We start from the raw sequence: 24,640 nt of genomic DNA, 5'->3' as shown, positions 1-24,640 counted from the left end.
GCGGCTTCACGATGGGTCCGTCGCTGCTGTTCTGCCCGGCGGACCGGCCCGAGCGTTACCGCAAGGCCGCCGAGCGGGCCGACGCCGTCATCCTCGACCTTGAGGACGCCGTCGCGCCGGATAACAAGGAGGCGGCACGGGAGGCGCTCGTCGACAGCGCACTGGATCCGGAGCGCACCATCGTGCGGATCAACCCTGTTCCGACGGGCGACTTCCTGCGCGACTGCGCGGCGCTGCGCCGCACCTCCTACCGCACGGTCATGCTGGCCAAGGCCGGATCCGGTGGTGACCTCCGCGATGTCGGACTGCACCTGCCGTCCTATGACGTGATCGCCCTGTGTGAGACGGCCTCGGGGATCCTTAAGGCACCGCACATCGCGATTCAGCCGAATGTCACCGCGTTGATGTGGGGCGCCGAGGATCTTGTCGCCTCGCTCGGGGGTACCTCGAGCCGCCGCAAGGACGGCACCTACCGTGGCGTGGCCGCGCATGCGCGGTCGCAGGTCCTCCTCGCCGCGGGTGCGGCGGGCATCCCCGCCATCGACTCCGTCTATCTCGACATCCCCGACCTTGACGGGCTCGCGGCCGAGGCAGAGGATGCCGCGGCCTCTGGGTTCTTCGCGAAAGCCTGCATCCATCCCAGCCAGGCCGAGCCGGTGCGCAGGGCCTACGCACCGAGTGATGAGGAAGTCGAGCAGGCCCGTGACCTGCTGCGTGAGGCAGCCGGCCGGGGCGGGGTGTTCCAGTACCAGGGGCGCATGATCGACGGTCCGATCCTGAGGCATGCCGAGCAGGTGCTTTCCCGGGTCCGCGGCTGACGTCACGGCCCGAAGCGTCCGTACCGGCGAAGCTTACGGAGATGGTCACCATGCGGGGATCACACCGCTCATGAGATGCGCGGTTCGCTGTCCAGCCTGCGTGCTTCCGGGCCTTCCGGGTCCTTCCGGTGGGGGAGCGGTTCGGGTACGAGCGGGAATCACCCGTTCACGGCATGCGCAGTTCGCTGCCCGGACTGCGTGCTGCCGGGTCATTTCGGTCCCTCCGGTGGGGGAGCGGCTCGGGTACGAGCGGGAATCACCCGTTCACCGCATGCGCGGTTCCCTGCTCGGACTGCGTGCTTCCGGGACTTCCGGGGCCCTCCGGTGGGGGAGCGGGCCGCTCCCGAGCGGGAATCATCCGTTCACGGCATGCGCGGTTCCCTGCCCGGACTGCGTGCTGCCGGGTCATTTCGGTCCCTCCGGCTGGGGAGCGGGCCGCTCCCGAGCGGGAATCATCCGTTCACGGCATGCGCGGAGCCCCATCTGGGTTGTGCCCTTCCAGCTCTTTGCAGGTCATTCCGGCCGGGGAGCGGCCCTCGTTAGAACGGAGGCGGCTCGGCCAGTTGTCCCGGAGGCGCCGTCGTGTAGTGGCGGCCGGTGGGGGACTTCCACTTCAGGGTACCGGCGTCGTTCTCCAGGAGGTTCCAGCAGGTCGCCGACTTGTACATGTGGTGCTTGCGGCAGAGATGGGCGAGGTTTCCATGGTCCGTCGGCCCGCCCCGTGACCATGGAACGCTGTGGTCGATGTCGGAGTGTGCCGCCGACCGCCCGCACCCGGGGAAACGGCAGGTCGCGTCGCGGTACCGGAGCCACCTCCGCAGCGTCGTGGATGGCAGCCTGGCCTTCCGGCCCAGGGCCAGCACGTTCCGGCCCTCGGAGGTCAGCAGGGGAAGGAAGGTTCCGGACAGCGCCGCAAGTTCTCTCGCGGTTTCGGGGCTGATGGGCCCGTATCCCTCAAGTTCGGCGGGGTGGTCGGCGACTCCGAGGAGGGTCTGGACATCCATGGTGACCAGAACGTCGGCGGGCGCCGATGGATCGCTTCCACCCGCCGGGAGGGCCGTCTTGGTCAACAGATCGGCAAGGACGTCGGCTCGCAGCTGGGTGAGAGTCCTCGGTTCGTCCGGGCACTGCACCGCTCTGGCCAGAGTGGTGAGGCGGTTGTAGGCGGCCGTCGCCGTGTCCGCGGGAAGGTAGGCGGAGAACCAGCACATCCCGTCGAGATCCGGCGTCAGGGAGACCCTGCGGTCGGCTGCTGCTTTCCGTGCGCGCTGCAGAATCGTCTCGGGGTGATGTTTCTCCCGCTCACGCCGGCTGCTGCGGGCCAGTTCGGCCGTCGTCTGGGTAGGAGCATCGGCAAGCAGGTGCTCCTCGAAGCCGGCCCGGGCGTCGGGTGGCAGGAGGAGTGCGTCGTCGACGATCGTCTCCGCCTGGCGGTAATTGAGCTCACCGGTACGCAGGGCAGTGAGGGTTGCCGGGAAGTCCTCGCACAGCAGGCGGGCGGTCCTCAGCTTCCCGAGCGCGGTGCGCTCTGGAACACGTAGCGCACAGGCGGCCTCGGTGGCGGCGAGGCTAGTTGCGAGTTCTTCGTCGAGCCGGCGGAGCGCCGCCCGGGTGCTCCCCTTGATTTCGGCAGGTTGTGGGAGAGAATCCCTGGCTGCGGCGTCGAGGAAGCTCTGTTCAAGCAGGTGCAGGACCCGTGCCTGGCCTGCGTGTGCCCAGTTGATCAGCGACTCAAGTTTCTCGAGGGCGGCCACGAGGCCCGGCCCGTCGAGCAGTTCGGGGGAGGACAACTGGATCGCGCCGCTGAGCCCCGCCGGGACGGGAATCTCCCGTGTGGTGGATGGCTGCGTCGGTGCTTCCATGACCCCACTCTGTCACCCGCCACCGACATTTCTGGCGGGCCGATCGGCTGACCAATCACTCGAGGCCCGTCCTCGGGCGCACCTGAAAAGCCCTGCGAAATAGGTTCACCTGAAGGACGGGGGAATGTGCCCGGGGCCACAACCGTTGTCCCCATATGAGAATTGGAATTGCAGGAGCCCACGGAAAAATCGCCCGCGAACTGACCCGCCGGCTGGTGGCGCAGGGCCACTACGTCACCGGACTGATCCGCAACCCCGACCACGCGGCAGACCTTCGACAGGACGGGGCCGACCCGGTGGTTCTCGACCTCGAGTCGGCCACCGCCCAGGAAGTGGCCGATGTCCTCACAGGGGCCGACGCCGTCGTCTTCGCCGCCGGAGCCGGGCCCGGCAGTGGCGTTGAACGCAAGGACACCGTCGACCGCGCAGCGTCGGTGCTGCTCGCCGACGCCACGGAACTCGCGGGAGTTGGACGCTTCCTCCAGATCTCCTCGATGGGCGCCGACTCCGTCGACGGCGGCGTCAGGCCCGAAGGCATGGATGACATCTTCTACGCCTACCTGCTGGCCAAGCTTGCGGCCGAACAGGACCTGCAGGCCCGAAAGCAGCTGAGCTGGACGATCGTCCGGCCAGGAGGGCTCACCGACGAACCGGGCACCGGCCGGGTGAAGCTCGCCGCCAAGACCGGTTTCGGCTCCATCCCGCGCGCCGACGTCGCCTCCGTCCTCGCCGCACTCCTGGTCGGCAACACCGGCCGCTCAGCGGTTCTCGAACTCACCTCGGGGGAACAGACGGTGCGCGACGCCGTCAGCGCGCTCGCCTAGCGGCCCGCCCGTTTCTGCCGACGGCGCGCCGTGCGGGATACTTGGGCCATGGACTTCACCAAGCTTCCGCGCGGCCACCGCCGGGTTGTCATCCTGGGATCCACTGGTTCCATCGGCACCCAGGCGCTTGAAGTGATCGCCCAGGCCCCGGACCGGTTCAGCGTCGCTGCGCTCGCCGCCGGCGGCCGCAACCCGGCCATGCTGGCACGGCAGGCCGTGACAACCCGCGCGCCGGCGGTCGGGGCTGCCCTGTGTACGGAAAGCGAGCTCGAACAGGCTATCGGCAAGGCCGCGGACGCCGCAGGAGTGCGCGGCTACAACCCGGAGATCGTCGCCGGACCCGACGCGGCCCAGCGCCTGGCCGCCTGGCCCGAGGCCGACGTCGTCCTCAACGGCATCACCGGTTCGATCGGCCTCGCGCCCACCCTGGCGGCCCTGCGGGCAGGGCACCTGCTGGCTCTGGCGAACAAGGAATCCCTCATCGTCGGAGGCCAGCTCGTGAAGGACGCCGCGGCCCCCGGACAGCTGGTGCCTGTGGATTCCGAGCATTCGGCCCTCGCCCAGGCCCTCCGGTCGGGCCTCCCGGACGAAGTGGACCGGCTGGTACTCACCGCCTCGGGCGGCCCGTTCCGTGGGATGTCCCGATCCGATCTCACCGCCGTCACCCCGGCCCAGGCGCTGGCCCACCCCACCTGGACCATGGGCAGGGTGGTCACCACCAACTCCGCCACCATGGTGAACAAGGCCCTCGAGGTCATCGAGGCGCACCTGCTCTTCGACATTTCCCTGGACCGGATCGACGTCGTGGTGCACCCCCAGTCGGTCATCCACTCGATGGTCCAGTTCATCGACGGCTCCACCATCGCCCAAGCCTCGCCGCCGGACATGCGCCTTCCGATCGCGCTCGGCATCGGCTGGCCCTACCGCGTGCCGGGCTCCGCCGCCGCATGCGACTGGAGCACCGCCGCGAGCTGGACCTTCGAGCCGCTCGACGAGGAAGCGTTTCCCGCCGTGCGCCTCGCAAAGACCGCGGCCGCGGCGGGCGGTACGTCAATGGCGGTGTTCAATGCCGCCAACGAGGAGGCCGTCGAGGCCTTCCACACGGGCATCATCGGCTTCACCGACATCGTCGATACGGTCGCGGCGGTTGTGGCAGAGCACAGTGAATCCGGTGACACCCGGGCGGCGACCGGCGGCGCCGACGCCGGCGACATCACCCTTGACGCGGTGCTCGACGCCGAGCGCCGGGCACGTGCCTCCGCCCGCGCCCGTTGTGGAATGAAGGAAACCTCCGCCGGATAGGGACGGGCACGCCGGATGCACCGGCGCCCGACGCAACCGACGGAACACGAAATCGAAGGAAACGCCTTGTCTATTCTGCTCTTCATCCTCGGAGTGCTTTTCGTTGTGGTGGGCATCGGTGCGTCCATCGCGCTCCACGAGGTGGGGCACCTGGTGCCGGCCAAGCTGTTCAAGGTCCGCGTCACCCAGTACATGGTCGGCTTCGGCCCCACCCTCTGGTCCCGCCGCAAGGGCGAAACGGAGTACGGAATCAAGGCAATCCCTGCCGGCGGCTACATCTCGATGATTGGCATGTTCCCGCCGGGGCCCACCGACGAGGAAGGCAGGGCCCGCCAGTCCGGCACCGGCGTATTCCAGCAGTTGACCAATGACGCACGCCAGGCCGCTGCCGTGCAGCTCCAGCCGGGCGACGAAAAGCGCGTCTTCTACAAGCTCCCGATCTACAAGCGCATCATCATCATGCTCGGCGGGCCACTGATGAACCTGCTGATCGGCATCGTCCTGTTCGCCGTCCTGATCATGGGCTTCGGGACCGCCCAGGCGACGACGACCGTCGCAGAGGTCTACAAGTGCGTGGTTCCGGCTGACCGGCAGGCCGAGACCGGCCAGACGGACTGCGCCGACGGCGACCCGGCCGCCCCCGCGTTCGAGGCGGGACTCCAGCCAGGCGACCGCATCCTCACCTTCGACGGCCGCGACGTCGAAAGCTGGGGCGAGTTCTCGGAGTGGATCCGTGAGGCTGCGGGCCGCAGCGTTCCGATCAGCTACGTCCGCGACGGGGAAACGCGGAGCTCGTCCATCACACCGCTGCTCACCGAGCGGCCGGTGGCGGGGCCCGACGGCCAGGCCCGCGTCGACGCCGACGGCAGTCCGATCACCAAGGAGGTCGGCTTCATCGGCATCGGCTCCCAGCAGGAGCTGGTGCCGCAGTCGGCCAGCGAGGTCCTGCCCGCAGTGGGGGATTCCCTGGCCCGGGTCACCGGCGTCGTGCTGAACCTGCCCCAGCGGGTGGTCGATGTCGGGGAGGCCGCATTCTCGGACGCACCCCGGGACCCGGAGGGACCGATCAGCGTGGTGGGTGTCGGCAGGATCGCCGGCGAGGTCTCCGCCATGGAGGAAATCCCCCTCAAGGCACGGGCAGCGACCCTCGTCGGGCTGGTGGGCGGAGTCAATCTCGCGCTGTTCGTCTTCAACCTCATCCCCCTTCTCCCGCTCGACGGCGGGCACGTCGCCGGCGCCCTGTGGGAGGGGCTGCGGCGCACCGTCGCCCGGATCTTCCGGCGCCCCGACCCGGGACCGTTCGACATGGCCAAGCTGCTGCCCCTGACCTACGCGGTGGCTGTCCTCCTGATGGGCATGGGCATCCTGCTCATCTACGCCGACATCGTCAAGCCGGTTTCCCTGTTCGGATAGGGTGTAAATTCATTTGAACCCCAATATGGTTGAAAGTCGGCATTCAGCCTTATAGGCTCAGGCGCGTGTTCGTACTCACAATCGACCAGGCCGGCAGTCAGCGCGACGTCGACCGCGTCCCTGACCTGCTGGAGCTCCTCCGCGGGATCGACGTGGTCACACCCTTCGAGCGCTCGGTCGGAGACGAGGCACAGGGCATTCCCGCCACGGCTGAGGCCACCATCGAAGCCGCACTGCTGTGCCTGCGCCAGGGCGGCTGGTACGTGGGCCTGGGAATCGGCGGGATCGAGCGTCCCCTGCCCGCCAGCCCCCGGGAGGGCCGCGGCAGCGCCTTCGTGGCGGCGCGTACCGCCGTCGAGCGGGCCAAGAAGACCGGCGACCGTGCTCCGCTGGCCGTGGAGGGCCCGCCCGGAGCCGCCGAGGCAGAGGGGGTGCTGACCCTGATTGGACGCCACGTCATGCACCGGACGCGGGCCGAGTGGCGCATCCTCGACCGGCTGGAACCGGGAAGGTGGGGAAGTCAGACGGCCGCCGCGAGGGAACTGGGCATCGCCCCGCAGTCGGTCAGCAAAGCGGTGGCGCGCTCGGCCTGGACCGAGGAATGGGCTGCCCGCCCGGCGGCGGCGCTCCTGCTGCAGTGGGCCGATAAAGCGTCGGACGCAGAGCCTACAGTCGACGGGAAGGCCGCAGCGGGTGCTGGACGCCCCGGGGACGCGGGACACCGCGACACAGATGCCCCCGGCACCTCCGGCGGAAACCAGGACGGCTCCGGCGGAACCCCCACGGTGGCCGAGCCGGACTCCGCGGCTGCCGAAGCGGAAGGAGAGGGAAATTGATGGACATGCTGTGGATCGTCCTCACCCTCGTCGTCGCGGGAGGTTTAGGCTGGCCGGTCACCACGCTGGTGCTGCGCCTGGCACGGACCGTCGACGCCCAGGAGCGCCTCAACGAATCCGGACCTGAGCCGGCGGACCAGCCCCAGCTCGCCTTCCCGGCCCCACCCCGGCCCAACCCCTGGGAGCAGGGGACTCCGCCCGCACCGGCGCCGCCGCCGGAGCTCCCTGCGGGGGTCCTCCGCGGCGGACTCGTCATCGGCGTGCTCGAACGCCTCGCCGTCGCCACCGCAATCCTCACCAGCGAGCCGGTGGCCATCGCCTACGTGGTGGCAATCAAGGGCCTGGGCCGGTACGCCGAACTCAAGGAAACCCCGGCCGCCGCCGAACGCTTCATCATCGGCACCCTGACCTCAATGCTGTGGGCCGCCGGCGTGGCCGCACTCACGGCAAACTACCTGCTCTGATCACGTAGGGTGGCTTTATGAGTGTTTTCGCCGTCGAGTACGTCTACAGCCCTGACCAGTCCGACCTTCGGGCCGAACACCGCCCGGCCCACCGGGAGTGGCTGGCCCGACTCGTCGAGCAGGGCCGGCTCCTGGCCTCCGGGCCCTTCGCCGACGGGACCGGAGCCCTGCTGGTCTTCACCGCCGACTCCGAGAACGACCTGCACCAGCTGGTGAGCGAGGACCCCTTCACCCGGGCCCAGGCGATCTCCGCCGTGAAGACCACGGAGTGGAACCCCGTCGTCGGTGCTTTCGCCAGGTACGTGTGAGCTTCGTCCTTCAACTAGGAGAACCGACTTCTCCGGGGTGGATAATAGGATCAGGAAAATTGGACTGCCACGCGGTGAACGCCGCCACATGGAGGATGTTTTGACTTCGGTCAGCCTAGGAATGCCAGCAGCGCCCCCGCCCGTACTCGCCCCGCGGCGCAAAACCCGCCAGATCAAGGTCGGCTCGGTCGGGGTGGGCTCGGATTCCCCGATCAGCATCCAGTCGATGACCACGACCCCGACCACCGACATCAACGCGACGCTCCAGCAGATCGCCGAGCTGACGGCGACAGGCTGCGACATCGTGCGCGTCGCCTGCCCCTCGGCCGACGACGCGGCCGCGCTGCCGATCATCGCCAAAAAGTCCCAGATCCCGGTGATCGCCGACATCCACTTCCAGCCGAAGTACGTCTTCGCCGCAATCGACGCCGGCTGCGCCGCGGTCCGCGTCAACCCGGGCAACATCCGCAAGTTCGATGACCAGGTCAAGGAGATCGCTGCCGCGGCGAAGGCCGCCGGCACCTCGATCCGCATCGGTGTCAACGCCGGATCGCTCGACCCGCGCCTGATGGAGAAGTACGGCAAGGCCACACCCGAGGCCCTCGTCGAGTCGGCGGTCTGGGAAGCCTCCCTGTTCGAGGAGCACGACTTCCACGACTTCAAGATCTCGGTCAAGCACAACGACCCCGTGATCATGGTGCGCGCCTACGAACTGCTCGCCGAACGCGGCGACTGGCCGCTCCACCTCGGCGTGACCGAGGCCGGGCCGGCCTTCCAGGGCACGATCAAGTCGGCCACCGCCTTCGGTGCGCTCCTCTCCAAGGGCATCGGCGACACCATCCGCGTGTCCCTCTCGGCCCCTCCGGTGGAGGAGGTCAAGGTCGGCACCCAGATCCTGCAGTCGCTGAACCTCCGGCCGCGCAAGCTCGAAATCGTCTCCTGCCCCTCCTGCGGCCGCGCCCAGGTCGACGTCTATACCCTCGCGGACCAGGTCACCGCCGGACTCGAAGGCATGGAGGTACCGCTGCGCGTCGCCGTCATGGGCTGCGTGGTGAACGGCCCGGGCGAGGCCCGCGAAGCCGATCTCGGGGTGGCCTCCGGCAACGGGAAGGGACAGATCTTCGTCCGCGGCGAAGTGATCAAGACCGTCCCCGAGGACCAGATCGTTGAAACACTCATCGAAGAAGCAATGAGGATCGCGGAGGAGATGGGGGAGACCGATGGCGAAAATGCTGTCCCGGGTGGCCCCGTGGTTACCGTTAGCTAAGGCACCGGCCGACCCGGTCGGGCCGTGGTCCTTCCGCGTCCTCGAACAGCAGGACACCGCGGCCCTGTGGGCCCTCGTGAACCGCGATCCGGTCGCCAACGTCTTCCTCGCGGCGCACCTCGAAGCCACCGGAAGCGCCGCCGGCTCGGCGGTGGGCGGCCACATCGTGGGCATGTACCGGAACGGCGCACTCGAATGCGCCTGCTGGGCTGGAGTGAACCTCATCCCTGTCGGCGTGACCGCAAAGACCGGCGCCGAGTTGGGCGAGCACCTGGGCCGCTCGGGCCGCAGTTTCTCCTCGATCTTCGGACCGGCCGCCGGCGTGCTGGCGCTCTGGTCAACCCTTCAGGACTATTCCTCGGAGCCCTTCGACCTGCGACCGGTCCAGCCGCTGCTCACGCTGGACACCGACCCCGCAGTGGAGCCGGCGCAGGGAATACGCTTCACCCGGCCCGATGAGCTTGATGTCCTGCTGCCCGCCTGCGCCGCAATGTTCGAGGAGGAGGTCGGCTACTCGCCCTACATCGGCGGTACCGAACACTACCGCCGCCGCGTCGCCTCGCTCATCCGCAGGAAGCACTCCCTGGCTGCCTTCGCGGACGACGGAGCCGTGATCTTCAAGGCGGAACTCGGCACGGTTTCATCGCAGGCCGTCCAGGTCCAGGGCGTCTGGATGAACCCGGACTACCGCGGCCGGGGGCTGAGCGCCGGCTACATGGCGGCTGTGGCCGTGGCAGCCCGCGCCCTCGCGCCGACGGTCAGCCTCTACGTCAACTCCTACAACGCCCGCGCCATCGCCTCCTACCGCCGGGTCGGATTCACCGAGGCGGGAACCTTCGCGACCGTCCTGCTCTGACGCAGGAGACGGCTGCGGCCGTGCACCACCGCCGTACCCGCCGCGCGGAGGCCGGTGTCCCCCGTTGACTGTGCGCCGGAGCCGCGCCCACCGTCGCCATCGCGGCAGGTCTGCGGCGGCGGCTGTCGTTGCCGGAGCCCCGGAGCCGATAGATTGGTACCTGTTGTTCCCCGCCCGGTCGGGGCCTGTCTCGAAGAAACGGATTCCCCAGCGTGGTCCTACGACTCTCAACCCTGTTCCTGCGCACCCTGCGTGAAGACCCTGCCGAAGCCGAAGTGGCAAGCCACCGGTTGCTGGTGCGCGCGGGCTACATCCGCCGGGCCGCCCCGGGGATCTACAGCTGGCTGCCGCTGGGCCTGAAGGTCCTGGGCCGGGTTGAAACGATCATCCGTGAGGAGATGGCGGCCATCGGCGCGCAGGAAGTCCACTTCCCGGCCCTGCTGCCGAAGGAACCCTACGAGGTGACGAACCGGTGGACCGAGTACGGCGACGGCATCTTCCGCCTTCAGGACCGCAAGGGCGCCGACTACCTCCTGGCCCCCACCCACGAGGAAATGTTCACGCTGCTGGTGAAGGACCTGTACAACTCCTACAAGGACCTCCCGGTCAGCCTGTACCAGATCCAGAACAAGTACCGCGACGAGGCCCGGCCCCGCGCCGGCCTGCTGCGCGGCCGCGAATTCATCATGAAGGACTCCTACTCCTTCGACATCGACGACGCCGGCCTGGAGCGCAGCTACCAGCTGCACCGGAAGGCCTACCTGCGCATCTTTGAGCGCCTCGGACTTGAGGTCATCCCGGTGACGGCGACCTCCGGCGCCATGGGCGGCTCCAAGAGCGAGGAATTCCTCCACCCCACCGACATCGGCGAGGACACCTTCGTCCGCTCCGCCGGAGGCTACACCGCGAACGTCGAGGCCGTCACCACCGTCGTGCCGCCCGAGCTCGACTATTCCGGCGCCCCTGCGGCCGAGGTGCTCGACACCCCCGACACCCCCACCATCGAGACGCTGGTGAACTCGGCCAACGCGAATGCGCCGCGGGAAGGGGAGCCCTGGACTGCTGCGGACACCCTCAAGAACGTCGTCCTTGCCGCTGTGCTGCCCACCGGCGGCCGCGAGATCTTCGTCGTCGGTGTGCCCGGGGACCGCACCGTCGACCTCAAGCGCATGGAGGCGACCATCGGCAGCCACCTGGAGGTGGGCGGCGAGGTCGCCGTCGAAGCCGCAACCGATGAAGACCTCAAGAAGCACCCCGGCCTGGTGAAGGGCTACATCGGCCCGGGCCTGAGCCTCGGCGAGCCGGTGATCGGACTGGAGGGCAGCACCGGCCTGCGCTACCTCGTCGACCCGCGCATCGTCTCCGGCACCACCTGGATCACCGGTGCGAACCAGCACGGAAAGCACGTCTTCGGCCTCGTCGCAGGCCGCGACTTCGCCTGGGACGGGGTCATCGAGGCCGTCGAGGTGCGCGAAGGGGACGAGGCCCCGGACGGCTCCGGGCCGCTGCAGGCCGCCCGCGGCATCGAGATGGGCCACATCTTCCAGCTCGGCCGTCTATATACCGAGGCCCTCGGCCTGAAGGTCCTCGACGCCAACGGCAAGCTGGCCACCGTCACCATGGGCTCCTACGGCGTCGGCGTCACCCGGGCCGTTGCGGCCCTGGCCGAAGCCAACCACGACGACAAGGGCATCATCTGGCCCCGCAACGTCGCCCCCGCCGACGTGCACATCGTCGCCACCGGCAAGGGCGAGGAGATCTTCGCCGCCGCCGAGAAGCTCGCCGGGGACCTCGAGGCAGCCGGCTTCGACGTGATGTACGACGACCGGCCCAAGGTCTCACCCGGGGTGAAGTTCGGCGACGCCGAACTGATCGGCGTCCCCACCATCGTCGTGGTGGGCCGCGGCCTGGCCGACGGCGTCATCGAGGTGAAGGACCGGCGGACCGGAGAAGCCGCATCCGTCGCCGTCGATGAGGCGCTGGAGCACCTCCGCACCCTCCTGAACGGCTAGCGCCGGTGGTCTCCGGGCTCGAGGAAATCGAGCTGGCGACGATTCTGCTGGTGCTCATCGCCGGCCTGGCCGCCGGCTGGATCGACGCCGTGGTGGGCGGAGGAGGGCTGCTCCAGCTGCCGGCGCTGCTCCTGGTTCCGGGCATCACGCCCGTCCAGGCGCTGGCGACGAACAAGATGGGCTCGATCTTCGGCACCACGACGAGCGCCATCACCTACTACCGCCGTGCCCACCCCGACCTCCGCACCGCCGTTCCCATGGCGCTGATTGCGCTGGCGGGCAGCTTCGGCGGGGCGGTGCTGGCGGCCTCGCTGCCCTCGTCGGTGTTCAAGCCGATCATCGTCGCGGCCCTGATCGCCGTCGCGGTTTTCACCGCCCTGCGGCCCACCGTCGGAACACTGACGAAGCTCAAGTATTCCGGCCGGCGGCACTACGGAACCGCAGGGGCCATCGGCGCAGTGATCGGGTTCTACGACGGACTGATCGGCCCTGGCACCGGCTCCTTCCTCGTCATCGCGATGGTGACGCTGCTCGGCTACAGCTTCCTGGGCGCGAGCGCGAAGGCCAAGATCGTCAACATGGCCACCAACTTCGGCGCCCTGGTGTTCTTCCTGCCGCACGGCTCCATCCTGTGGGGCCTCGGGCTCCTGCTGGGGGCGGCCAATATGGTCGGCGGGTATCTCGGCTCCCGCATGGCCATCACCCGGGGGAGCCGGTTCATCCGCATCATCTTCCTCGTCGTGGTCGGCGCCCTCATCGTGAAGCTCGGCTACGACGTGTGGGTCGAAAACCTCAGGCCGCTCACGGAGCGCTAAGCAGGTGCGCCGGGGGGAGATCCGGCAGCGTCCGCCCCAGCAGGGAACTCGCCACCCACAGGGACCGCCTGGCATGCCCCGGGGAACCCAGCTCAAGGTAGTAGAGGGTGTTGCGCACCTCCCGCACCACCGCCCAGTCGCGGGCCAGGTCCGGATCCAGGCCGGCCGACGCAGCCAGCGCGGCGCACCGCAGGCGCAGCTCCGCGGCCGGATCGACGGGCGGCAGGTCCCCGATCCGGTTCCACAGCATGGGCGCGACGGCGTACTCGGCGTCCCCGATCAGGGGCTTGGGATCGATGGCGACGAAGCCGCGGGCCGACGGCTGCTCCGCCACCGCGTCCTCGGCGTCGCCCTCATGCGCGCGGCGGGCCAGGATGTTCCCGTAGTGAAGGTCCGAGTGCACCAGCACGTCCCGTGCCGAGCGCCGGCCCACGGCTCCACGCACCTGGCAGGTCTCAAGTGCGTGCTCAAGCAGCCACCGCGGGAACGGCCTGCCGGTGGCCTCCCAGTCCGCGGGCAGGGTGTCGGTCCAGGTCTCGGCCTCGGCGGCGAGCGCGGGGATCTGCGCCCATTCGCTCCTGCCGTCCGGGCGCAGCGACAGCCGCCGCATCAGCGCACCCCAGATGGCCGTCGTCTGCTCCAACGGAAGCGACCCGAGCGGGCGGCGCGCATCGAGGCGCTCCAGCAGAAGGATGGAGTCCGCGGCGTTGGAGGCCAGCAGCCGCACGGCCCCGGCGCCGCCCCACAGCGTGAGCGCCTCGGGCTCGGTGCGGGACTCCTCGTGCGGGACGCCGATCTTCAGCGCGGCCTCCGTAGCATCCGAGGTGCGTACCGGCAGGACCACCGAGCACTGCCCGGACCAGGGCGGCCGGCCGGAGGGAAGATCGAGGGTCAGCTCCCAGGCTTCGAGGTACCGCTGGAGGATACCGGGCCAGTTCCGCAGCCAGGCGCTTCCGCCGGGCAGCTGCCGCGCGGCGCGCTTCAGCCCCTCGGGGAGCTCGACTGCGAAACCTGTCATTCCAGCACGCTATACGAGATTCGTGGCCCCGAGCAGGTTTCCGATCAGGAAGGTGGCCAGGAGGGCGAGGAACCCTCCAACAACGACCCTCAGCGCGGCGCGCAGCTTCGATCCGCCGCCCACCTGTGCTCCGAGGCCGCCGGTCAGGGCAAGGGCCATGAGGACGGCCGCGAAGGTGACGGGAACCCGCAGCCCGGTCGGGGGAAGCATAACGGCGATCAGTGGCAGCAGGGCCCCGACGGTGAAGGCCACGGCCGACGCGAATGCGGCGTGCCAGGGGCTGACGACGTCGTCCGCTTCGATGCCCAGTTCCGCCGAAAGGTGCGCGCCAAGGGCGTCCCTTTCGGTGAGCTCGACCGCCACCGTCATCGCGGTCTCGGCGCTGAGGCCCTTCGCCTGGTACAGGCCGGCCAGTTCGAGCAGTTCCTCCTCCGGCTCCTCCTCAAGCTCACGGCGTTCCTTTTCGATCAGGGCCCGCTGGCTGTCGCTCTGGCTGCTCACCGACACGTATTCGCCAAGGGCCATCGAGAGGGCTCCGCCGACCAGGGCAGCCACCCCGGCGGTGAGGATGGGCCCGGAGGCGGTGGTCACGCCGGCGACTCCGACGACGACGGCGGCCACCGAGACGATGCCGTCGTTCGCCCCGAGGACTCCCGCGCGCAGGCGGTTCAGGCGTTGGGCGAGCGCGCCCCGGTGCGGTTCGCCGTCGTGGAAGGCATCATTTCCGCTCATGGTTTCCCAGTATCCTCCGCGTTGGATCCGTCGGTGCTCTCCGCCGCGGGCAGCGCCTGCTCCTCGACGGGAATGCCGGGGAAGGGCTCAGCGACGCCGTCCAGGGCGAAGCTGCGCTGGACGGCGGTGGTGAGCCGCCCGACCGCCCAGCCCCGAAGTTCCGGTCCGCCCGAGCCGACCACCGAACCGTAGAACACGCTCAACTCCTGCTCCAGCTGCGCGATGCCGGCCGCGGGGTCGGCGAGGAACTCCGGGGCCAGGGCGTAGGCCGAGGGCACCGGCGCCGGTGCGGCGCAGAGCCCGGCCAGCGCTGAGGTGGCCGCGGCGGCGACCGCCGCGTGCTCCCGGGAGGCCGCCAGCAGATTCTCAGGATCGGGCAGCCGGGCGGCGGCCACCTCATAGGCGTAGACGGCCCTGTCCTCGGTGCGGACGGCCGCCAGCAGCGCGCGGCGCTGTTCGGCGCTGCCCCGGGGTTCATCCGTGCACGCCGGACCGTCGGCCGCGTCCAGGGCGGCCGCAGCGGGAGCCTCGGCGGGCAGGCCCAGCAGGGCGCCAAGGGAGGCGGCCTGCTGCCACTGGCTGCTGCCGACCGAGGCGAGTAGCCTCGCGATCCCGGGCTCGGCCTTGACCGCGTCGGAGAGGTTCCTGCCGGCCGACGCGGTGAGGTCCTCAAGGAACCCCGCAGGGGTCACGGGCCCGGCCGGGCCGGTACTCTCCGCGGTCGCCTCCGGACCGCCGGACCCGGTGCCGGAGCGGGTGCCCGAATCCTGCCCCCGCGCGCCGCCCTGGCCGGCCGGGGCGAGGCCGCGCGCCTGCGCCGCAAGCAGCTCCGCGGTGTCGGCATAACCGGCCGTCGGCGCGGAGGCGGCAAGCACGGCGGCGTCGGCGGCGAGGTCCCGGGCACGGTCTGCGGAGGCCTGCTGCGCCCGTTCCGTGAAGCTTGGTTCCGGCCCGCCGCGGGGGCTCAGCGCGGCGACTCCGGCGCCCGTCACCAGCAGGAAAACCAGCACCGGAACCAGGAGCCCGGCCACCCGGAAACCGGCGGGAGGGGCACCCTTCTTCCCGGTGATGCGCTGGCGGGGCGGGGGTGTCGTCACAGGAAGAGATCATGTCATGAACGGGCCGGTTTGAGCCGCCGATACATCTGCGCCTACCGAAAGTCGGTACTCTTGGGAGACAACATCATCGAGTGGGAGGCAGCTATGGCGGTTCGGTCCGGCCAGGGAAATCCGTCGTCGCCGCGCAAAGCGGCCCAAGATGCCGAGCTGCAGGCGGAAGCGCAGAGGCTCCGGGACCTGCTCCAGCCGGTCGTCGAGAAGCACGACCTCTTCCTCGAGGACATCGACATCAAGACCGCCGGCGTGCAGCGCACCGTCCACGTCATCGTCGACCTCCCGGAGGACCGGCAGGGCGGCATCGGCCTCGACGTCATCTCGAATGTCTCCCTCGACCTCTCCGAAGCCATGGACAACGACCCCCACGACGACGGCAGGCCGTACAGCCTCGAAATCTCCTCGCCTGGAGTCTCGCGCCCCCTGACCGAGCCGCGGCACTGGCGCCGGAACCTCGGCCGGCTCGTCGAGGTGACGCCGGCCAGCGGCGACACCGTCGTGGGACGGCTGCTCGAGGTGTCCGCCGACGGCATCCGGCTGCTTCCGCAGCTGCCCGTCAAAAAGGGGATGAAACCCCGCCAGGGCGAACCGATGACCCTTGAATTTTCCCGAATCCGCAAAGGCACGGTGCAGGTCGAATTTGCGCACGCCGAGGATGAACACCACGAAGACAACGGTGCCGACGGTCCGGGCGATCCCGGCCCGGCGCACCCAGCATAAGGAGTCCCCCAATGGATATTGATATGAGCGCGCTGAGGCTGCTCGAGCGCGAACGGGAGATCCCGCTTGACCTGCTGATCCCCACGATCGAACAGGCCCTGCTCGTGGCCTACCACCGCAGCCCCGGCGCGGTGGAAAAGGCGCGGGCCGAACTCGACCGCAAGAACGGCCACGTGACCATCTGGGCGACCGAGGTTGACGACGACGGCGAGCCGGTCGGCGAGTTCGACGACACGCCCAGCGGTTTCGGGCGCATCGCCGCGAGCACCGCCCGGCAGATCATCCTGCAGCGGCTGCGCGACGCCGAGGACGACAACATCCTCGGCGAGTTCCGCGGCAAGGAGGGCGAACTCGTCGCCGGCATGATCCAGCAGGGCAGCAACCCGCACATGATCCAGGTCAACCTCGGCTCGGTCGAAGCAGTGCTGCCGCCGCCCGAGCAGGTGCCGGGGGAGAAGTACCTCCACGGCACCCGGCTGCGCGCCTTCGTCGTCGACGTCCACCGCGGGATGAAGGGCCCCTCGATCACGCTCTCACGCTCCCACCCGGGCCTGGTGCGGAAGCTCTTCGAACTCGAAGTTCCCGAGATCGCCGATAAGACCGTCGAGATTGTGGCGCTTGCCCGCGAGGCCGGGCACCGCACGAAGATCGCCGTCAAGGCCAACGTCCCCGGCGTCAACGCCAAGGGTGCCTGCATCGGGGAGATGGGCTCGCGGGTGCGTGCGGTCATGAGTGAGCTCAACGACGAGAAGATCGACATCGTCGACTACAGCGACGACGCCGCCACCTTCATCGCCAGCTCGCTGTCGCCGTCGCGGGTGTCATCGGTGACGATCACCGACGAGACGACCCGCTCGGCCCGCGTCGTCGTCCCCGACTACCAGCTCTCCCTTGCCATCGGCAAGGAGGGCCAGAACGCGCGCCTTGCCGCCAAGCTCACCGGCTGGCGCATCGACATCGTCTCCGACGCCGCCCAGCCCGCCAAGGCCTGAGCGGGGCGCGGGTAACAACATCGTTCGCGGAAGCGGTAGAATGGAAGGGACTGAGGATTTCATGCGCCTCGGCGGACCGGGCACGACGGACACGGGGTTCCACCCCATCCGGACCTGCATCGGCTGCCGGCAGCGCGGAGACCAGTCGGAACTAATGCGGGTGGTGGCCCAGGCAGGCGACGAAGGTAAGGTCGCCGTGCTTGACGCGCACCGCCGGCTGTCCGGTCGGGGCGCATGGCTGCACCCGGATCCGGCCTGTATGGAAACGGCTCTTCGACGCAAGGCATTTCACCGTGCTTTTCGGGGCGCTGTCGAGACCGGGCAACTGGCGCTTCAATTCCATGCACTCACTGGGACCTCCAACGGCCCCAGGCAAGAAACCGTCCTCCCTGAAAGCGGGTCAGAAAACTGATGGAAACCCGATGAGTACCCAGCGATGAGTGCCCAACGATGAACAATCCGTTGAGCTCTGCATTCGGCTTCCCGGCTGCCTCGGCAGGCGGGTTCTGCAGTAGGAATTAGACGGTTCGTACCTGACTCGGTGCGGACCGAGACAGGAGAAATGTGGCCAAGGTCCGCGTACACGAACTCGCAAAAGAGCTCGGTATTACCTCGAAAGACGCAGTAGCAAAACTGCAGGAACTGGGCGAATTCGTCCGTTCCGCCTCCTCAACCATTGAGGCCCCCGTCGTGAAGAAACTTCGCGGCGCCTTCCCATCCAACGGTGCATCCAAGACCGACGCGGCCGCTTCGGCGCCCAAGGCCTCAGCACCGGCACCGTCAGCGCCGGCCAGCGCGGAGCCCGCCCCGGCGGCCCCGTCACCGGCGCCCGCCGCGGTTCCGAGCCCGGGCGCCCAGCCGAAGCCGGCAGACGCCGAGCAGGCTCCGGCGCAGCAGGCCCCGGCCGACGCGCAGGAGCAGGCGCCTGCTGCCAGCCCCTCACCGTTCTCCGAGCCGGCCGCCCCGCAGGCACCGGCCGGCGACGGCACCCCGGCCGGAAGCTCCTCGGCCGCCAAGCCCGGTGCCCGTCCGGCACCCCGCACCGCAGCAACCCCTCCTGCGGCAGGTGCGGCCCGTCCCGGCAGCACCCGCCCCGGCGGCGGACCGCGTCCGGGCAACAACCCCTTCGCCCCCTCACAGGGCATGGGCTCCCGTCGCGGCGACGGAGATCGTCCGGCCGACCGGACGGGCGACCGTCCCGGTGGCGGACCGCGTCCGGGCAACAACCCGTTCGCCCCCTCCCAGGGCATGCCCCGCCCGGGTGGACGCCGTGAGGACGAGCGCGGACCCCGCCCGGCGGCAGGTCCGGGTGGTCCCCGTCCGGCAGCAGGCGCCGGCGGACCCCGCCCGGCAGCAGGCGCCGGTGGACCCCGTCCGGGCGCTCCGCGTCCGGGTGCGCCCCGTCCCGCCGGTCCCGGTGGAAACCGTCCCACCCCGGGCATGATGCCCAACCGCACCGAGCGTCCCGCAGCCCCCGGCCGCGGCGCGCCCGGAGCGGGTGCAGGACCGCGCCGCGGTCCCGGTGGAGCTCCGGCAAGCCCCGGTGGAGCCCCCGCAGGCGGCGGTTTCGGCAAGGGCGGCCGCGGACGCGGCGGCACCGCCGGAGCCTTCGGTAAGGGAGGAGCAGGCCGCGGCAAGCAGCGCAAGTCGAAGCGTGCCAAGCGGCAGGAACTCGAGCAGATGTCGGCTCCCTCGCTGGGCGGCGTCAGCGTTCCCCGTGGCGACGGAAACACCGTCGTCCGCCTGCGCCGCGGTGCATCGATCACCGACTTCGCCGACAAGATCGAGGCGAACCCGGCGGCCCTGGTCACGGTGCTCTTCCACCTCGGCGAAATGGCGACGGCAACCCAGTCACTCGACGAGGACACCTTCCAGGTGCTCGGAACCGAGCTGGGCTACCTGATCCAGGTCGTTTCCCCCGAGGACGAAGAGCGCGAGCTGCTCAGCAGCTTCGACATCGACTTCGATGCCGAGCTTGAGGCCGAGGGCGACGAGCAGCTGGAGGCACGTCCTCCGGTCGTCACCGTCATGGGCCACGTGGACCACGGTAAGACGCGCCTCCTGGACGCCGTCCGCAACACCAAGGTTGTCGAGGGCGAGCACGGCGGCATCACCCAGCACATCGGTGCCTACCAGATCCAGCACGAGATGGAGGACTCGGAACGCGCGATCACCTTCATCGACACCCCCGGTCACGAGGCGTTCACCGCCATGCGTGCCCGTGGTGCCAGCGTCACCGACATCGCGGTGCTGGTTGTCGCAGCGGACGACGGCGTCATGCCGCAGACCGTTGAGGCACTCAACCACGCCCAGGCGGCCAACGTGCCGATCGTCGTCGCAGTGAACAAGATGGATAAGGAAGGCGCGAACCCGGACAAGGTCAAGGGACAGCTGACCGAATACGGCCTGGTTCCCGAGGAATACGGCGGCGACACCATGTTCGTCCACGTCTCCGCGCTCAAGGGCGACGGCATCGACGAGCTGCTCGAAGCGGTCCTGCTGACCGCCGACGCGGCGCTCGACATGCGGGCGAACCCGAACAAGGACGCCCGCGGCATCGCCATCGAGGCAAACCTCGACAAGGGCCGCGGCGCCGTTGCGACGGTCCTGGTCCAGTCGGGAACGCTGCGCGTCGGAGACACCATCGTCGCCGGAACGGCCCACGGACGCGTCCGTGCCATGTTCAACGAAAACGGCGATGTGGTCACCACTGCCGGACCGTCGCGGCCCGTCCAGGTGCTCGGTCTTTCCACAGTGCCGAGGGCAGGCGACACGTTCTTCGTCACCGACGACGAGCGCACCGCCCGCCAGATCGCCGAGAAGCGTGAGACCGCTGACCGCAACGCCGCCCTGGCGAAGCGCCGCAAGCGCATCAGCCTCGAGGACTTCGACCAGGCCGTGGCCGAGGGCAAGGTTGACACCCTCAACCTCATCCTCAAGGGTGACGTCTCCGGTGCCGTTGAGGCGCTCGAGGATTCGCTGCTCAAGATCGACGTCGGCGAAGGCGTGCAGCTGCGCGTCATCCACCGCGGCGTCGGCGCCATCACCCAGAACGACGTCAACCTGGCGACCGTGGACAACGCGATCATCATCGGCTTCAACGTCAAGCCCGCCGAGCGCGTGGCCGACCTGGCCGAGCGTGAAGGCGTGGACATGCGCTTCTACTCCGTCATCTATGCAGCCATCGATGACATTGAGCTCGCCCTCAAGGGCATGCTCAAGCCGGAGTACGAGGAGGTCCAGCTCGGCACCGCCGAAGTCCGCGAAGTCTTCCGTTCCTCGAAGTTCGGAAACATCGCAGGCTCGATCGTCCGCTCGGGGATCATCCGCCGCAACACCAAGGCCCGCGTCCTGCGCGAGGGCAAGGTTATCGGCGAGGGCCTCACCGTCGACTCGCTCAAGCGGTTCAAGGACGACGTCACCGAGGTCCGGACGGACTTCGAGTGCGGTATCGGCCTTGGGTCCTTCAACGACATCAAGGAAGGCGACACCATCGAGACCTTCGAAATGCGGGAGAAGCCCCGCGTCTAGCAGGTAGCACAGCACAGGCGCTCCGGGATCCGGGGCGCCTGTGCTGTCCGCCGGCCGTTCTGCGGCCGGCTCAACGTTTCAGCAGACCAGAGCAACAGGAGGAAGAGTAATGGCAGATCCGGCACGCGCTGCGCGGCTCGCACAGCGGATCAAGGTGATTGTCGCCGAGGCTCTCCGCCGCAGGGTCAAGGATCCACGGCTCGAAGCAGTGACCCTGACCGATGCACGCGTCACCAACGACCTCCAGCACGCCACCCTCTACTACACGGTGCTCGGTGACGAGGACGAGCAGCAGGCCACCCGGGCGGCCCTCGAATCCGCCCGCGGCATCCTGCGCGCCGAAGTCGGCAAGAACATCACGGCGCGGCTCACGCCGACGCTGGAGTTCGTTCCCGACGAGATTCCGGTGAACGCCGGCCACCTCGAGGAGCTCCTCCGGAAGGCCCGCGAACGCGACGCCGAAGTGGCAGCCATCGCCCAGGGCGCCGAATTCGCCGGCGACGCCGACCCGTACCGCACCGCCGAGGAGCGCGACGAGGAGTCAACCGAGGCTCCGCGCGGGCTCTAGGGCCTCCGCCGGGTTGAGGGCCGGGCACGTCCGGCCGAACCGGCACCGGCTCACGGTGCATAGAAGAAGCAGTTGACCGTTGGTCAGCTGCTTTTTCTGTGCGGGAGGCGGCCGAGGCCCTCAACCAGCGCGTCGGTATCGGTGCACAGGGCAATCCGGACCCAGCCCTCACCCCCGGAGCCGAACGCCGTTCCCGGCGCCAGCGCCACCCCCCGGGTCTCCAGCAGGGAAGCGACCCACGCCCGGACATCGCCGCCGGAGGCGTGGGAGACATCGGCCCACAGGTAGAACGCCCCCTGCGCCGGCAGGTACGGAATATTGAGCTCCCGGAGCACCGCCGTGGCCGCGTCCCGGTTCTTCCGGTAGTGCGCCAGGGCGTCGACCACGTAGTCCTGCGGCCCGGTCAGCGCTGCGAGGGCGCCGTACTGGGACGGCGCGGAAACGCAGGAGACGGTGGCCTCCATGATGTTGTTCAGCAGCGCCTCCATGCCGGGCGGGGTGACCAGGGCGCCGATCCGCAGCCCCGTGAGGCCGTAGGTCTTCGACAGGGTCAGGGAGGTGAAGACCCTCGGACTGCCGGCCTCCGCGGGGGCCTCGGGGCCGCCGGCGTCGAAGCGTGCCGGGCTCACATGCTCGACGTCGAAGGTGAACGCCTCGTAGCACTCATCGGAGAGGATCCACAGGTCCCGACGCCGGGCGAGGTCCACCAGCCGCCGGGTCAGATCGGCGTCGAACACGGCCCCGAGCGGGTTCGACGGCGAATTGAGGACGAGCATCCGGGTGCGCGGGGTCACCAGCGCCTCGAGGTCTTCGATGCGCGGCTGGAAGCCGTTGTCCGGCAGCAGCGGGTAGGGGACGGCGACGGCGTGCACCAGCCCCGCCGTCATCGGGTAGGTGGGGTAGCCGGGGTTGGGGATGAGCACCTCGTCGCCGGGCCCAAGGAGGGTGCTCATCGCCAGGTGCAGCCCCTGCTGGGCGCCGGCGGTGACATAGACCTGCGAGGGATCCACGGCCACGCCGTTGTGCTCAAGGAACCGGGCGGCGAAGGCCTCCCGCAGCGGTGCGATGCCCGCATTTGGCGTGTAGTTCGTCTCGTCGCGGTCCAGCGCCGCCATCGAGGCCTCAAGGACGTGCCGGGCGACGGTGAACCCGGGCTCCCCGATGCTGAGCACGATCGAGTGCGGCGTGGCCCACGCGGCCTGGGTGATCTCGCGGATCTGGTTGACCGGTACCTGACGGGCGTGGGCGGCGGGAAGCATAGGGGAATGCTATCGCCTGCGCTGCGCCGCGCGGGCGGCACCGGCCGGTGGGGAGCGCCCCGGCTTCGCCCTATACTGGGAGGCGTGAATTCCGGGCAGGTCCACTCAGGGCTGATAATCGTGGACAAGCCCCAGGGCTGGACCAGCCATGACGTCGTCGGACGCATGCGCAGGCTGGCGGGCACCCGCAAGGTCGGCCACGCCGGCACCCTCGACCCGATGGCCACCGGGGTCCTGGTGATCGGCGTCAACCGCGCCACCCGGCTGCTCACCTACATCGTCGGCACCGACAAGACCTACACCGCCACCATCCGGCTGGGTCAGTCGACGATCACCGACGACGCCGAAGGCGAGATCACCGGAGGCAGCATTGCGGCCGCCATCACGCCGGAGGACATCGCCGCCGGCGTGCGCACACTCACCGGGACGATCTCCCAGGTGCCCAGCAGCGTCAGCGCCATCAAGGTCAAGGGCCAGCGGGCCTACGCCAGGGTGCGCTCGGGGGAGGACGTCCAGCTCGAGGCGCGGTCCGTCACGATCTCCCGGTTCGAGATCCACGACATCCGCCGCGTCAACGGCGGACGGCATCAGGACGTCGACGTCACCGTCGAGTGCAGCTCCGGCACCTACATCCGCGCCCTCGCCCGCGACCTCGGGGAGGCCCTGGGGGTGGGTGGGCATCTCACCGCGCTGCGGCGCACCCGGGTGGGCCCCTACACCATCGAGCAGGCCTCCACCCTTGACCAGCTTGCCGAAACGCTGACGCTGCTTGAGCTCGACGACGCCGGGCGCGTCCTGTTCCCGGTGCGGGAGCTCAGCGCCGACGAGGCCGACGACGTCTCCCACGGCCGGAAGATCCCCGCCGGGCAGGAGGGCGGGCCCGCGGCCGCCTACTCGCCCAATGGCACCCTTGTCGCCCTTCTCGAGAACCGCGGCCAGGACGCCCGGGCCCTCCTCGTCTTCGCACCCGGAAACGGTCCGGCATGATGGACGGATTCCTCCTTGCGGGCTCGGTGATCGGCGTCGTCTCCGCCCTGCTGTGCATCGGGGCAGCGCTGCTGCGCCAGCCCCCGAACGACATCACCATCCTCTCCGTGGCAGTCGTCGAGCTGTTCCTGCTCGTCTATGCCGTGGCCGCCGGCGTGCGGCAGGCCGGCGGAGAGCCGGTGCTGGGCGAGGCCTGGGAGTTCTGGGGCTACCTCCTGACGGCCCTGGTCCTGCCGGTAGGCGCATTCTGGTGGGCCATCCTCGAGCGGAGCCGCTGGAGCAATCTCGTGCTGGCCGCCGCCGGGCTCGCCGTCTTTGTCATGCTGGTTCGAATGGAGCAGATTTGGGACGGAGTGGCAGGACTGTGAAGCACACCGGAAGCGGCGGTGCCGGCGGCCCCGGAAACGCGGGCACTCCCTCCGGCGGCGGAGCCGCTCCCGCCGGCCGTTCCGACGGGGGAGGGGAGGGCCGGCGGACGCACGGCCCGGGACGGCTGCTGATTGCCGTCTACGGGATCTTCGCCCTTGCCGCCTCCGCACGGGCCGCCTTCCAGATCGCCACCAAGTTCTCCGAGGCACCGCTGGCATACCTGCTGACCGCCTTCGCGGCCGCCGTCTACGTCCTCGCGACCGTGTCGCTGGCCCGGCCCGGCACCCGCTGGTATCGAATTTCCGTCGCCGCCGTCGGCGTCGAACTCATCGGCGTGCTGGGCGTGGGCATCTTCAGCCTCCTCGACCCGCAGGCCTTTCCCGCCGACACCGTGTGGTCCGCCTTCGGCCAGGGCTACGGCTACGTCCCCCTGATCCTTCCGGTCCTCGGCCTGGCGTGGCTGTACCGCAATCGGCCGGCGGCCCCCGTTCCCGCCTAGGCGGCACCGCCCTCCGCCTGCAGCCGCCCGGGGCCGCGTGCCGCGGCCCGACCCGCCGGTCGCCCCAAGATCGCCC

General features: G+C 69.6%; 24 protein-coding genes. 19 read left to right on the top strand and 5 right to left on the bottom strand.

The features are described 5' to 3' along the window. Positions 1–11 precede the first annotated feature (11 nt). The gene (locus tag GVV86_RS07205; protein WP_159802471.1) at positions 12–818 is read left to right on the top strand and encodes an HpcH/HpaI aldolase/citrate lyase family protein; all 807 of its coding nucleotides are present in this window, start codon (positions 12–14) and stop codon (positions 816–818) included. A gap of 539 nt (positions 819–1,357) precedes the next feature. Here the strand turns inward: GVV86_RS07205 and GVV86_RS07200 are convergent. Further along, a complete protein-coding gene (locus tag GVV86_RS07200) occupies positions 1,358–2,680 on the bottom strand; it encodes an HNH endonuclease signature motif containing protein (protein WP_159802297.1) in 1,323 nt (440 codons plus the stop codon). Positions 2,681–2,835: 155 nt separating this feature from the next. Here GVV86_RS07200 and GVV86_RS07195 point away from each other — a divergent pair, with 155 nt between their 5' ends. The 10 genes from GVV86_RS07195 (at position 2,836) to GVV86_RS07150 (ending at position 12,777) form a co-directional block, all read left to right on the top strand. After that, entirely contained in the window at positions 2,836–3,504 is a 669-nt protein-coding gene (locus GVV86_RS07195) for an SDR family oxidoreductase (RefSeq protein ID WP_159802295.1), read from the top strand. Between the two features lie 48 nt (positions 3,505–3,552). Beyond that, positions 3,553–4,806, top strand: a complete 1,254-nt coding sequence (gene dxr, locus GVV86_RS07190) for a 1-deoxy-D-xylulose-5-phosphate reductoisomerase (protein WP_159615983.1) — start codon at positions 3,553–3,555, stop codon at positions 4,804–4,806. Between the two features lie 15 nt (positions 4,807–4,821). Continuing rightward, positions 4,822–6,219 (top strand): M50 family metallopeptidase, encoded by a 1,398-nt coding sequence (locus tag GVV86_RS07185; protein WP_159802293.1) that lies wholly within the window; start codon positions 4,822–4,824, stop codon positions 6,217–6,219. A gap of 65 nt (positions 6,220–6,284) precedes the next feature. Beyond that, entirely contained in the window at positions 6,285–7,055 is a 771-nt protein-coding gene (locus tag GVV86_RS07180; protein ID WP_343033030.1) for a MarR family transcriptional regulator, read from the top strand. Continuing rightward, positions 7,055–7,519 carry a hypothetical protein gene (locus tag GVV86_RS07175; protein ID WP_159615987.1) on the top strand — a complete coding sequence of 155 codons (465 nt, stop codon included), beginning with the start codon at positions 7,055–7,057 and terminating at the stop codon, positions 7,517–7,519. Before GVV86_RS07180 ends, GVV86_RS07175 begins: the two co-directional genes overlap by 1 nt. 17 nt (positions 7,520–7,536) lie before the next feature. Continuing rightward, entirely contained in the window at positions 7,537–7,827 is a 291-nt protein-coding gene (locus tag GVV86_RS07170) for a YciI family protein (protein ID WP_159615988.1), read from the top strand. 100 nt (positions 7,828–7,927) lie between these two features. Then, on the top strand, positions 7,928–9,094 hold the full coding sequence (gene ispG / locus GVV86_RS07165; RefSeq protein ID WP_159615989.1) for a flavodoxin-dependent (E)-4-hydroxy-3-methylbut-2-enyl-diphosphate synthase: 1,167 nt from the start codon (positions 7,928–7,930) through the stop codon (positions 9,092–9,094). After that, the gene (locus GVV86_RS07160) at positions 9,048–9,950 is read left to right on the top strand and encodes a GNAT family N-acetyltransferase (RefSeq protein ID WP_246669901.1); all 903 of its coding nucleotides are present in this window, start codon (positions 9,048–9,050) and stop codon (positions 9,948–9,950) included. The genes ispG and GVV86_RS07160 overlap by 47 nt, the downstream gene beginning before the upstream one ends. 212 nt (positions 9,951–10,162) lie before the next feature. Then, positions 10,163–11,962: a proline--tRNA ligase gene (locus tag GVV86_RS07155; RefSeq protein WP_159802291.1), complete on the top strand. Its 1,800-nt coding sequence runs from the start codon at positions 10,163–10,165 to the stop codon at positions 11,960–11,962. 5 nt (positions 11,963–11,967) lie between these two features. Continuing rightward, positions 11,968–12,777, top strand: a complete 810-nt coding sequence (locus GVV86_RS07150; RefSeq protein WP_159615991.1) for a sulfite exporter TauE/SafE family protein — start codon at positions 11,968–11,970, stop codon at positions 12,775–12,777. Here GVV86_RS07150 and GVV86_RS07145 read toward each other — a convergent pair. The 3 genes from GVV86_RS07145 to GVV86_RS07135 are packed head-to-tail and all read right to left on the bottom strand — an operon-like array spanning position 12,764 to position 15,624. Beyond that, the gene (locus GVV86_RS07145; protein ID WP_159802289.1) at positions 12,764–13,795 is read right to left on the bottom strand and encodes an aminoglycoside phosphotransferase family protein; all 1,032 of its coding nucleotides are present in this window, start codon (positions 13,793–13,795) and stop codon (positions 12,764–12,766) included. The genes GVV86_RS07150 and GVV86_RS07145 overlap by 14 nt on opposite strands. A gap of 9 nt (positions 13,796–13,804) precedes the next feature. Continuing rightward, on the bottom strand, positions 13,805–14,527 hold the full coding sequence (locus GVV86_RS07140) for a VIT1/CCC1 transporter family protein (protein ID WP_159802287.1): 723 nt from the start codon (positions 14,525–14,527) through the stop codon (positions 13,805–13,807). Then, on the bottom strand, positions 14,524–15,624 hold the full coding sequence (locus GVV86_RS07135) for a DUF4439 domain-containing protein (RefSeq protein WP_159802285.1): 1,101 nt from the start codon (positions 15,622–15,624) through the stop codon (positions 14,524–14,526). Before GVV86_RS07135 ends, GVV86_RS07140 begins: the two co-directional genes overlap by 4 nt. 105 nt (positions 15,625–15,729) lie before the next feature. On the opposite strand from GVV86_RS07135, the gene GVV86_RS07130 reads away from it, so the two are divergent. From GVV86_RS07130 to rbfA, 5 genes are all read left to right on the top strand, one after another. Beyond that, entirely contained in the window at positions 15,730–16,359 is a 630-nt protein-coding gene (locus GVV86_RS07130; protein WP_159616195.1) for a ribosome maturation factor RimP, read from the top strand. A gap of 11 nt (positions 16,360–16,370) precedes the next feature. Further along, complete coding sequence (gene nusA / locus GVV86_RS07125; RefSeq protein WP_133403304.1) at positions 16,371–17,351, top strand: transcription termination factor NusA; 981 nt, start codon at positions 16,371–16,373, stop codon at positions 17,349–17,351. A 40-nt stretch (positions 17,352–17,391) separates the two neighbouring features. Further along, on the top strand, positions 17,392–17,763 hold the full coding sequence (locus GVV86_RS18955) for a YlxR family protein (protein ID WP_198812363.1): 372 nt from the start codon (positions 17,392–17,394) through the stop codon (positions 17,761–17,763). A 152-nt stretch (positions 17,764–17,915) separates the two neighbouring features. Beyond that, complete coding sequence (gene infB, locus GVV86_RS07115) at positions 17,916–20,882, top strand: translation initiation factor IF-2 (protein ID WP_159615995.1); 2,967 nt, start codon at positions 17,916–17,918, stop codon at positions 20,880–20,882. A 109-nt stretch (positions 20,883–20,991) separates the two neighbouring features. Next, on the top strand, positions 20,992–21,450 hold the full coding sequence (gene rbfA / locus GVV86_RS07110; RefSeq protein WP_120166623.1) for a 30S ribosome-binding factor RbfA: 459 nt from the start codon (positions 20,992–20,994) through the stop codon (positions 21,448–21,450). An 83-nt stretch (positions 21,451–21,533) separates the two neighbouring features. Here rbfA and GVV86_RS07105 read toward each other — a convergent pair whose 3' ends face one another. Continuing rightward, positions 21,534–22,709, bottom strand: a complete 1,176-nt coding sequence (locus GVV86_RS07105) for a pyridoxal phosphate-dependent aminotransferase (protein WP_159615997.1) — start codon at positions 22,707–22,709, stop codon at positions 21,534–21,536. Between the two features lie 84 nt (positions 22,710–22,793). Here GVV86_RS07105 and truB point away from each other — a divergent pair, with 84 nt between their 5' ends. Genes truB through GVV86_RS07090 form a run of 3 tightly spaced genes read left to right on the top strand, consistent with a single transcriptional unit; the run spans position 22,794 to position 24,564 of the window. Next, the gene (gene truB, locus GVV86_RS07100) at positions 22,794–23,696 is read left to right on the top strand and encodes a tRNA pseudouridine(55) synthase TruB (RefSeq protein ID WP_281350560.1); all 903 of its coding nucleotides are present in this window, start codon (positions 22,794–22,796) and stop codon (positions 23,694–23,696) included. Beyond that, positions 23,696–24,064, top strand: a complete 369-nt coding sequence (locus tag GVV86_RS07095; RefSeq protein WP_159802470.1) for a hypothetical protein — start codon at positions 23,696–23,698, stop codon at positions 24,062–24,064. The genes truB and GVV86_RS07095 overlap by 1 nt, the downstream gene beginning before the upstream one ends. Continuing rightward, positions 24,061–24,564: a hypothetical protein gene (locus GVV86_RS07090; protein ID WP_425483328.1), complete on the top strand. Its 504-nt coding sequence runs from the start codon at positions 24,061–24,063 to the stop codon at positions 24,562–24,564. The genes GVV86_RS07095 and GVV86_RS07090 overlap by 4 nt, the downstream gene beginning before the upstream one ends. Positions 24,565–24,640 lie beyond the last annotated feature (76 nt).

This window comes from Arthrobacter zhaoguopingii, from assembly GCF_009828595.1.
Lineage (GTDB): Bacteria > Actinomycetota > Actinomycetes > Actinomycetales > Micrococcaceae > Arthrobacter_D > Arthrobacter_D zhaoguopingii.
This window is presented reverse-complemented; position numbering and strand designations above follow the sequence as displayed.

What these genes read in the sequence shown, in the direction of transcription:
- GVV86_RS07205 (WP_159802471.1), top strand. Translation starts at nt 12, where the DNA reads ATGGGTCCGTCGCTGCTGTTCTGCCCGGCGGACCGGCCCGAGCGTTAC.
- GVV86_RS07200 (WP_159802297.1), bottom strand. Translation starts at nt 2,680, where the DNA reads ATGGAAGCACCGACGCAGCCATCCACCACACGGGAGATTCCCGTCCCG.
- GVV86_RS07195 (WP_159802295.1), top strand. Translation starts at nt 2,836, where the DNA reads ATGAGAATTGGAATTGCAGGAGCCCACGGAAAAATCGCCCGCGAACTG.
- dxr (WP_159615983.1), top strand. Translation starts at nt 3,553, where the DNA reads ATGGACTTCACCAAGCTTCCGCGCGGCCACCGCCGGGTTGTCATCCTG.
- GVV86_RS07185 (WP_159802293.1), top strand. Translation starts at nt 4,822, where the DNA reads ATGCACCGGCGCCCGACGCAACCGACGGAACACGAAATCGAAGGAAAC.
- GVV86_RS07175 (WP_159615987.1), top strand. Translation starts at nt 7,055, where the DNA reads ATGGACATGCTGTGGATCGTCCTCACCCTCGTCGTCGCGGGAGGTTTA.
- GVV86_RS07170 (WP_159615988.1), top strand. Translation starts at nt 7,537, where the DNA reads ATGAGTGTTTTCGCCGTCGAGTACGTCTACAGCCCTGACCAGTCCGAC.
- GVV86_RS07160 (WP_246669901.1), top strand. Translation starts at nt 9,048, where the DNA reads ATGGCGAAAATGCTGTCCCGGGTGGCCCCGTGGTTACCGTTAGCTAAG.
- GVV86_RS07145 (WP_159802289.1), bottom strand. Translation starts at nt 13,795, where the DNA reads ATGACAGGTTTCGCAGTCGAGCTCCCCGAGGGGCTGAAGCGCGCCGCG.
- GVV86_RS07140 (WP_159802287.1), bottom strand. Translation starts at nt 14,527, where the DNA reads ATGAGCGGAAATGATGCCTTCCACGACGGCGAACCGCACCGGGGCGCG.
- GVV86_RS07130 (WP_159616195.1), top strand. Translation starts at nt 15,730, where the DNA reads ATGGCGGTTCGGTCCGGCCAGGGAAATCCGTCGTCGCCGCGCAAAGCG.
- nusA (WP_133403304.1), top strand. Translation starts at nt 16,371, where the DNA reads ATGGATATTGATATGAGCGCGCTGAGGCTGCTCGAGCGCGAACGGGAG.
- GVV86_RS18955 (WP_198812363.1), top strand. Translation starts at nt 17,392, where the DNA reads ATGGAAGGGACTGAGGATTTCATGCGCCTCGGCGGACCGGGCACGACG.
- rbfA (WP_120166623.1), top strand. Translation starts at nt 20,992, where the DNA reads ATGGCAGATCCGGCACGCGCTGCGCGGCTCGCACAGCGGATCAAGGTG.
- GVV86_RS07105 (WP_159615997.1), bottom strand. Translation starts at nt 22,709, where the DNA reads ATGCTTCCCGCCGCCCACGCCCGTCAGGTACCGGTCAACCAGATCCGC.
- GVV86_RS07095 (WP_159802470.1), top strand. Translation starts at nt 23,696, where the DNA reads ATGGACGGATTCCTCCTTGCGGGCTCGGTGATCGGCGTCGTCTCCGCC.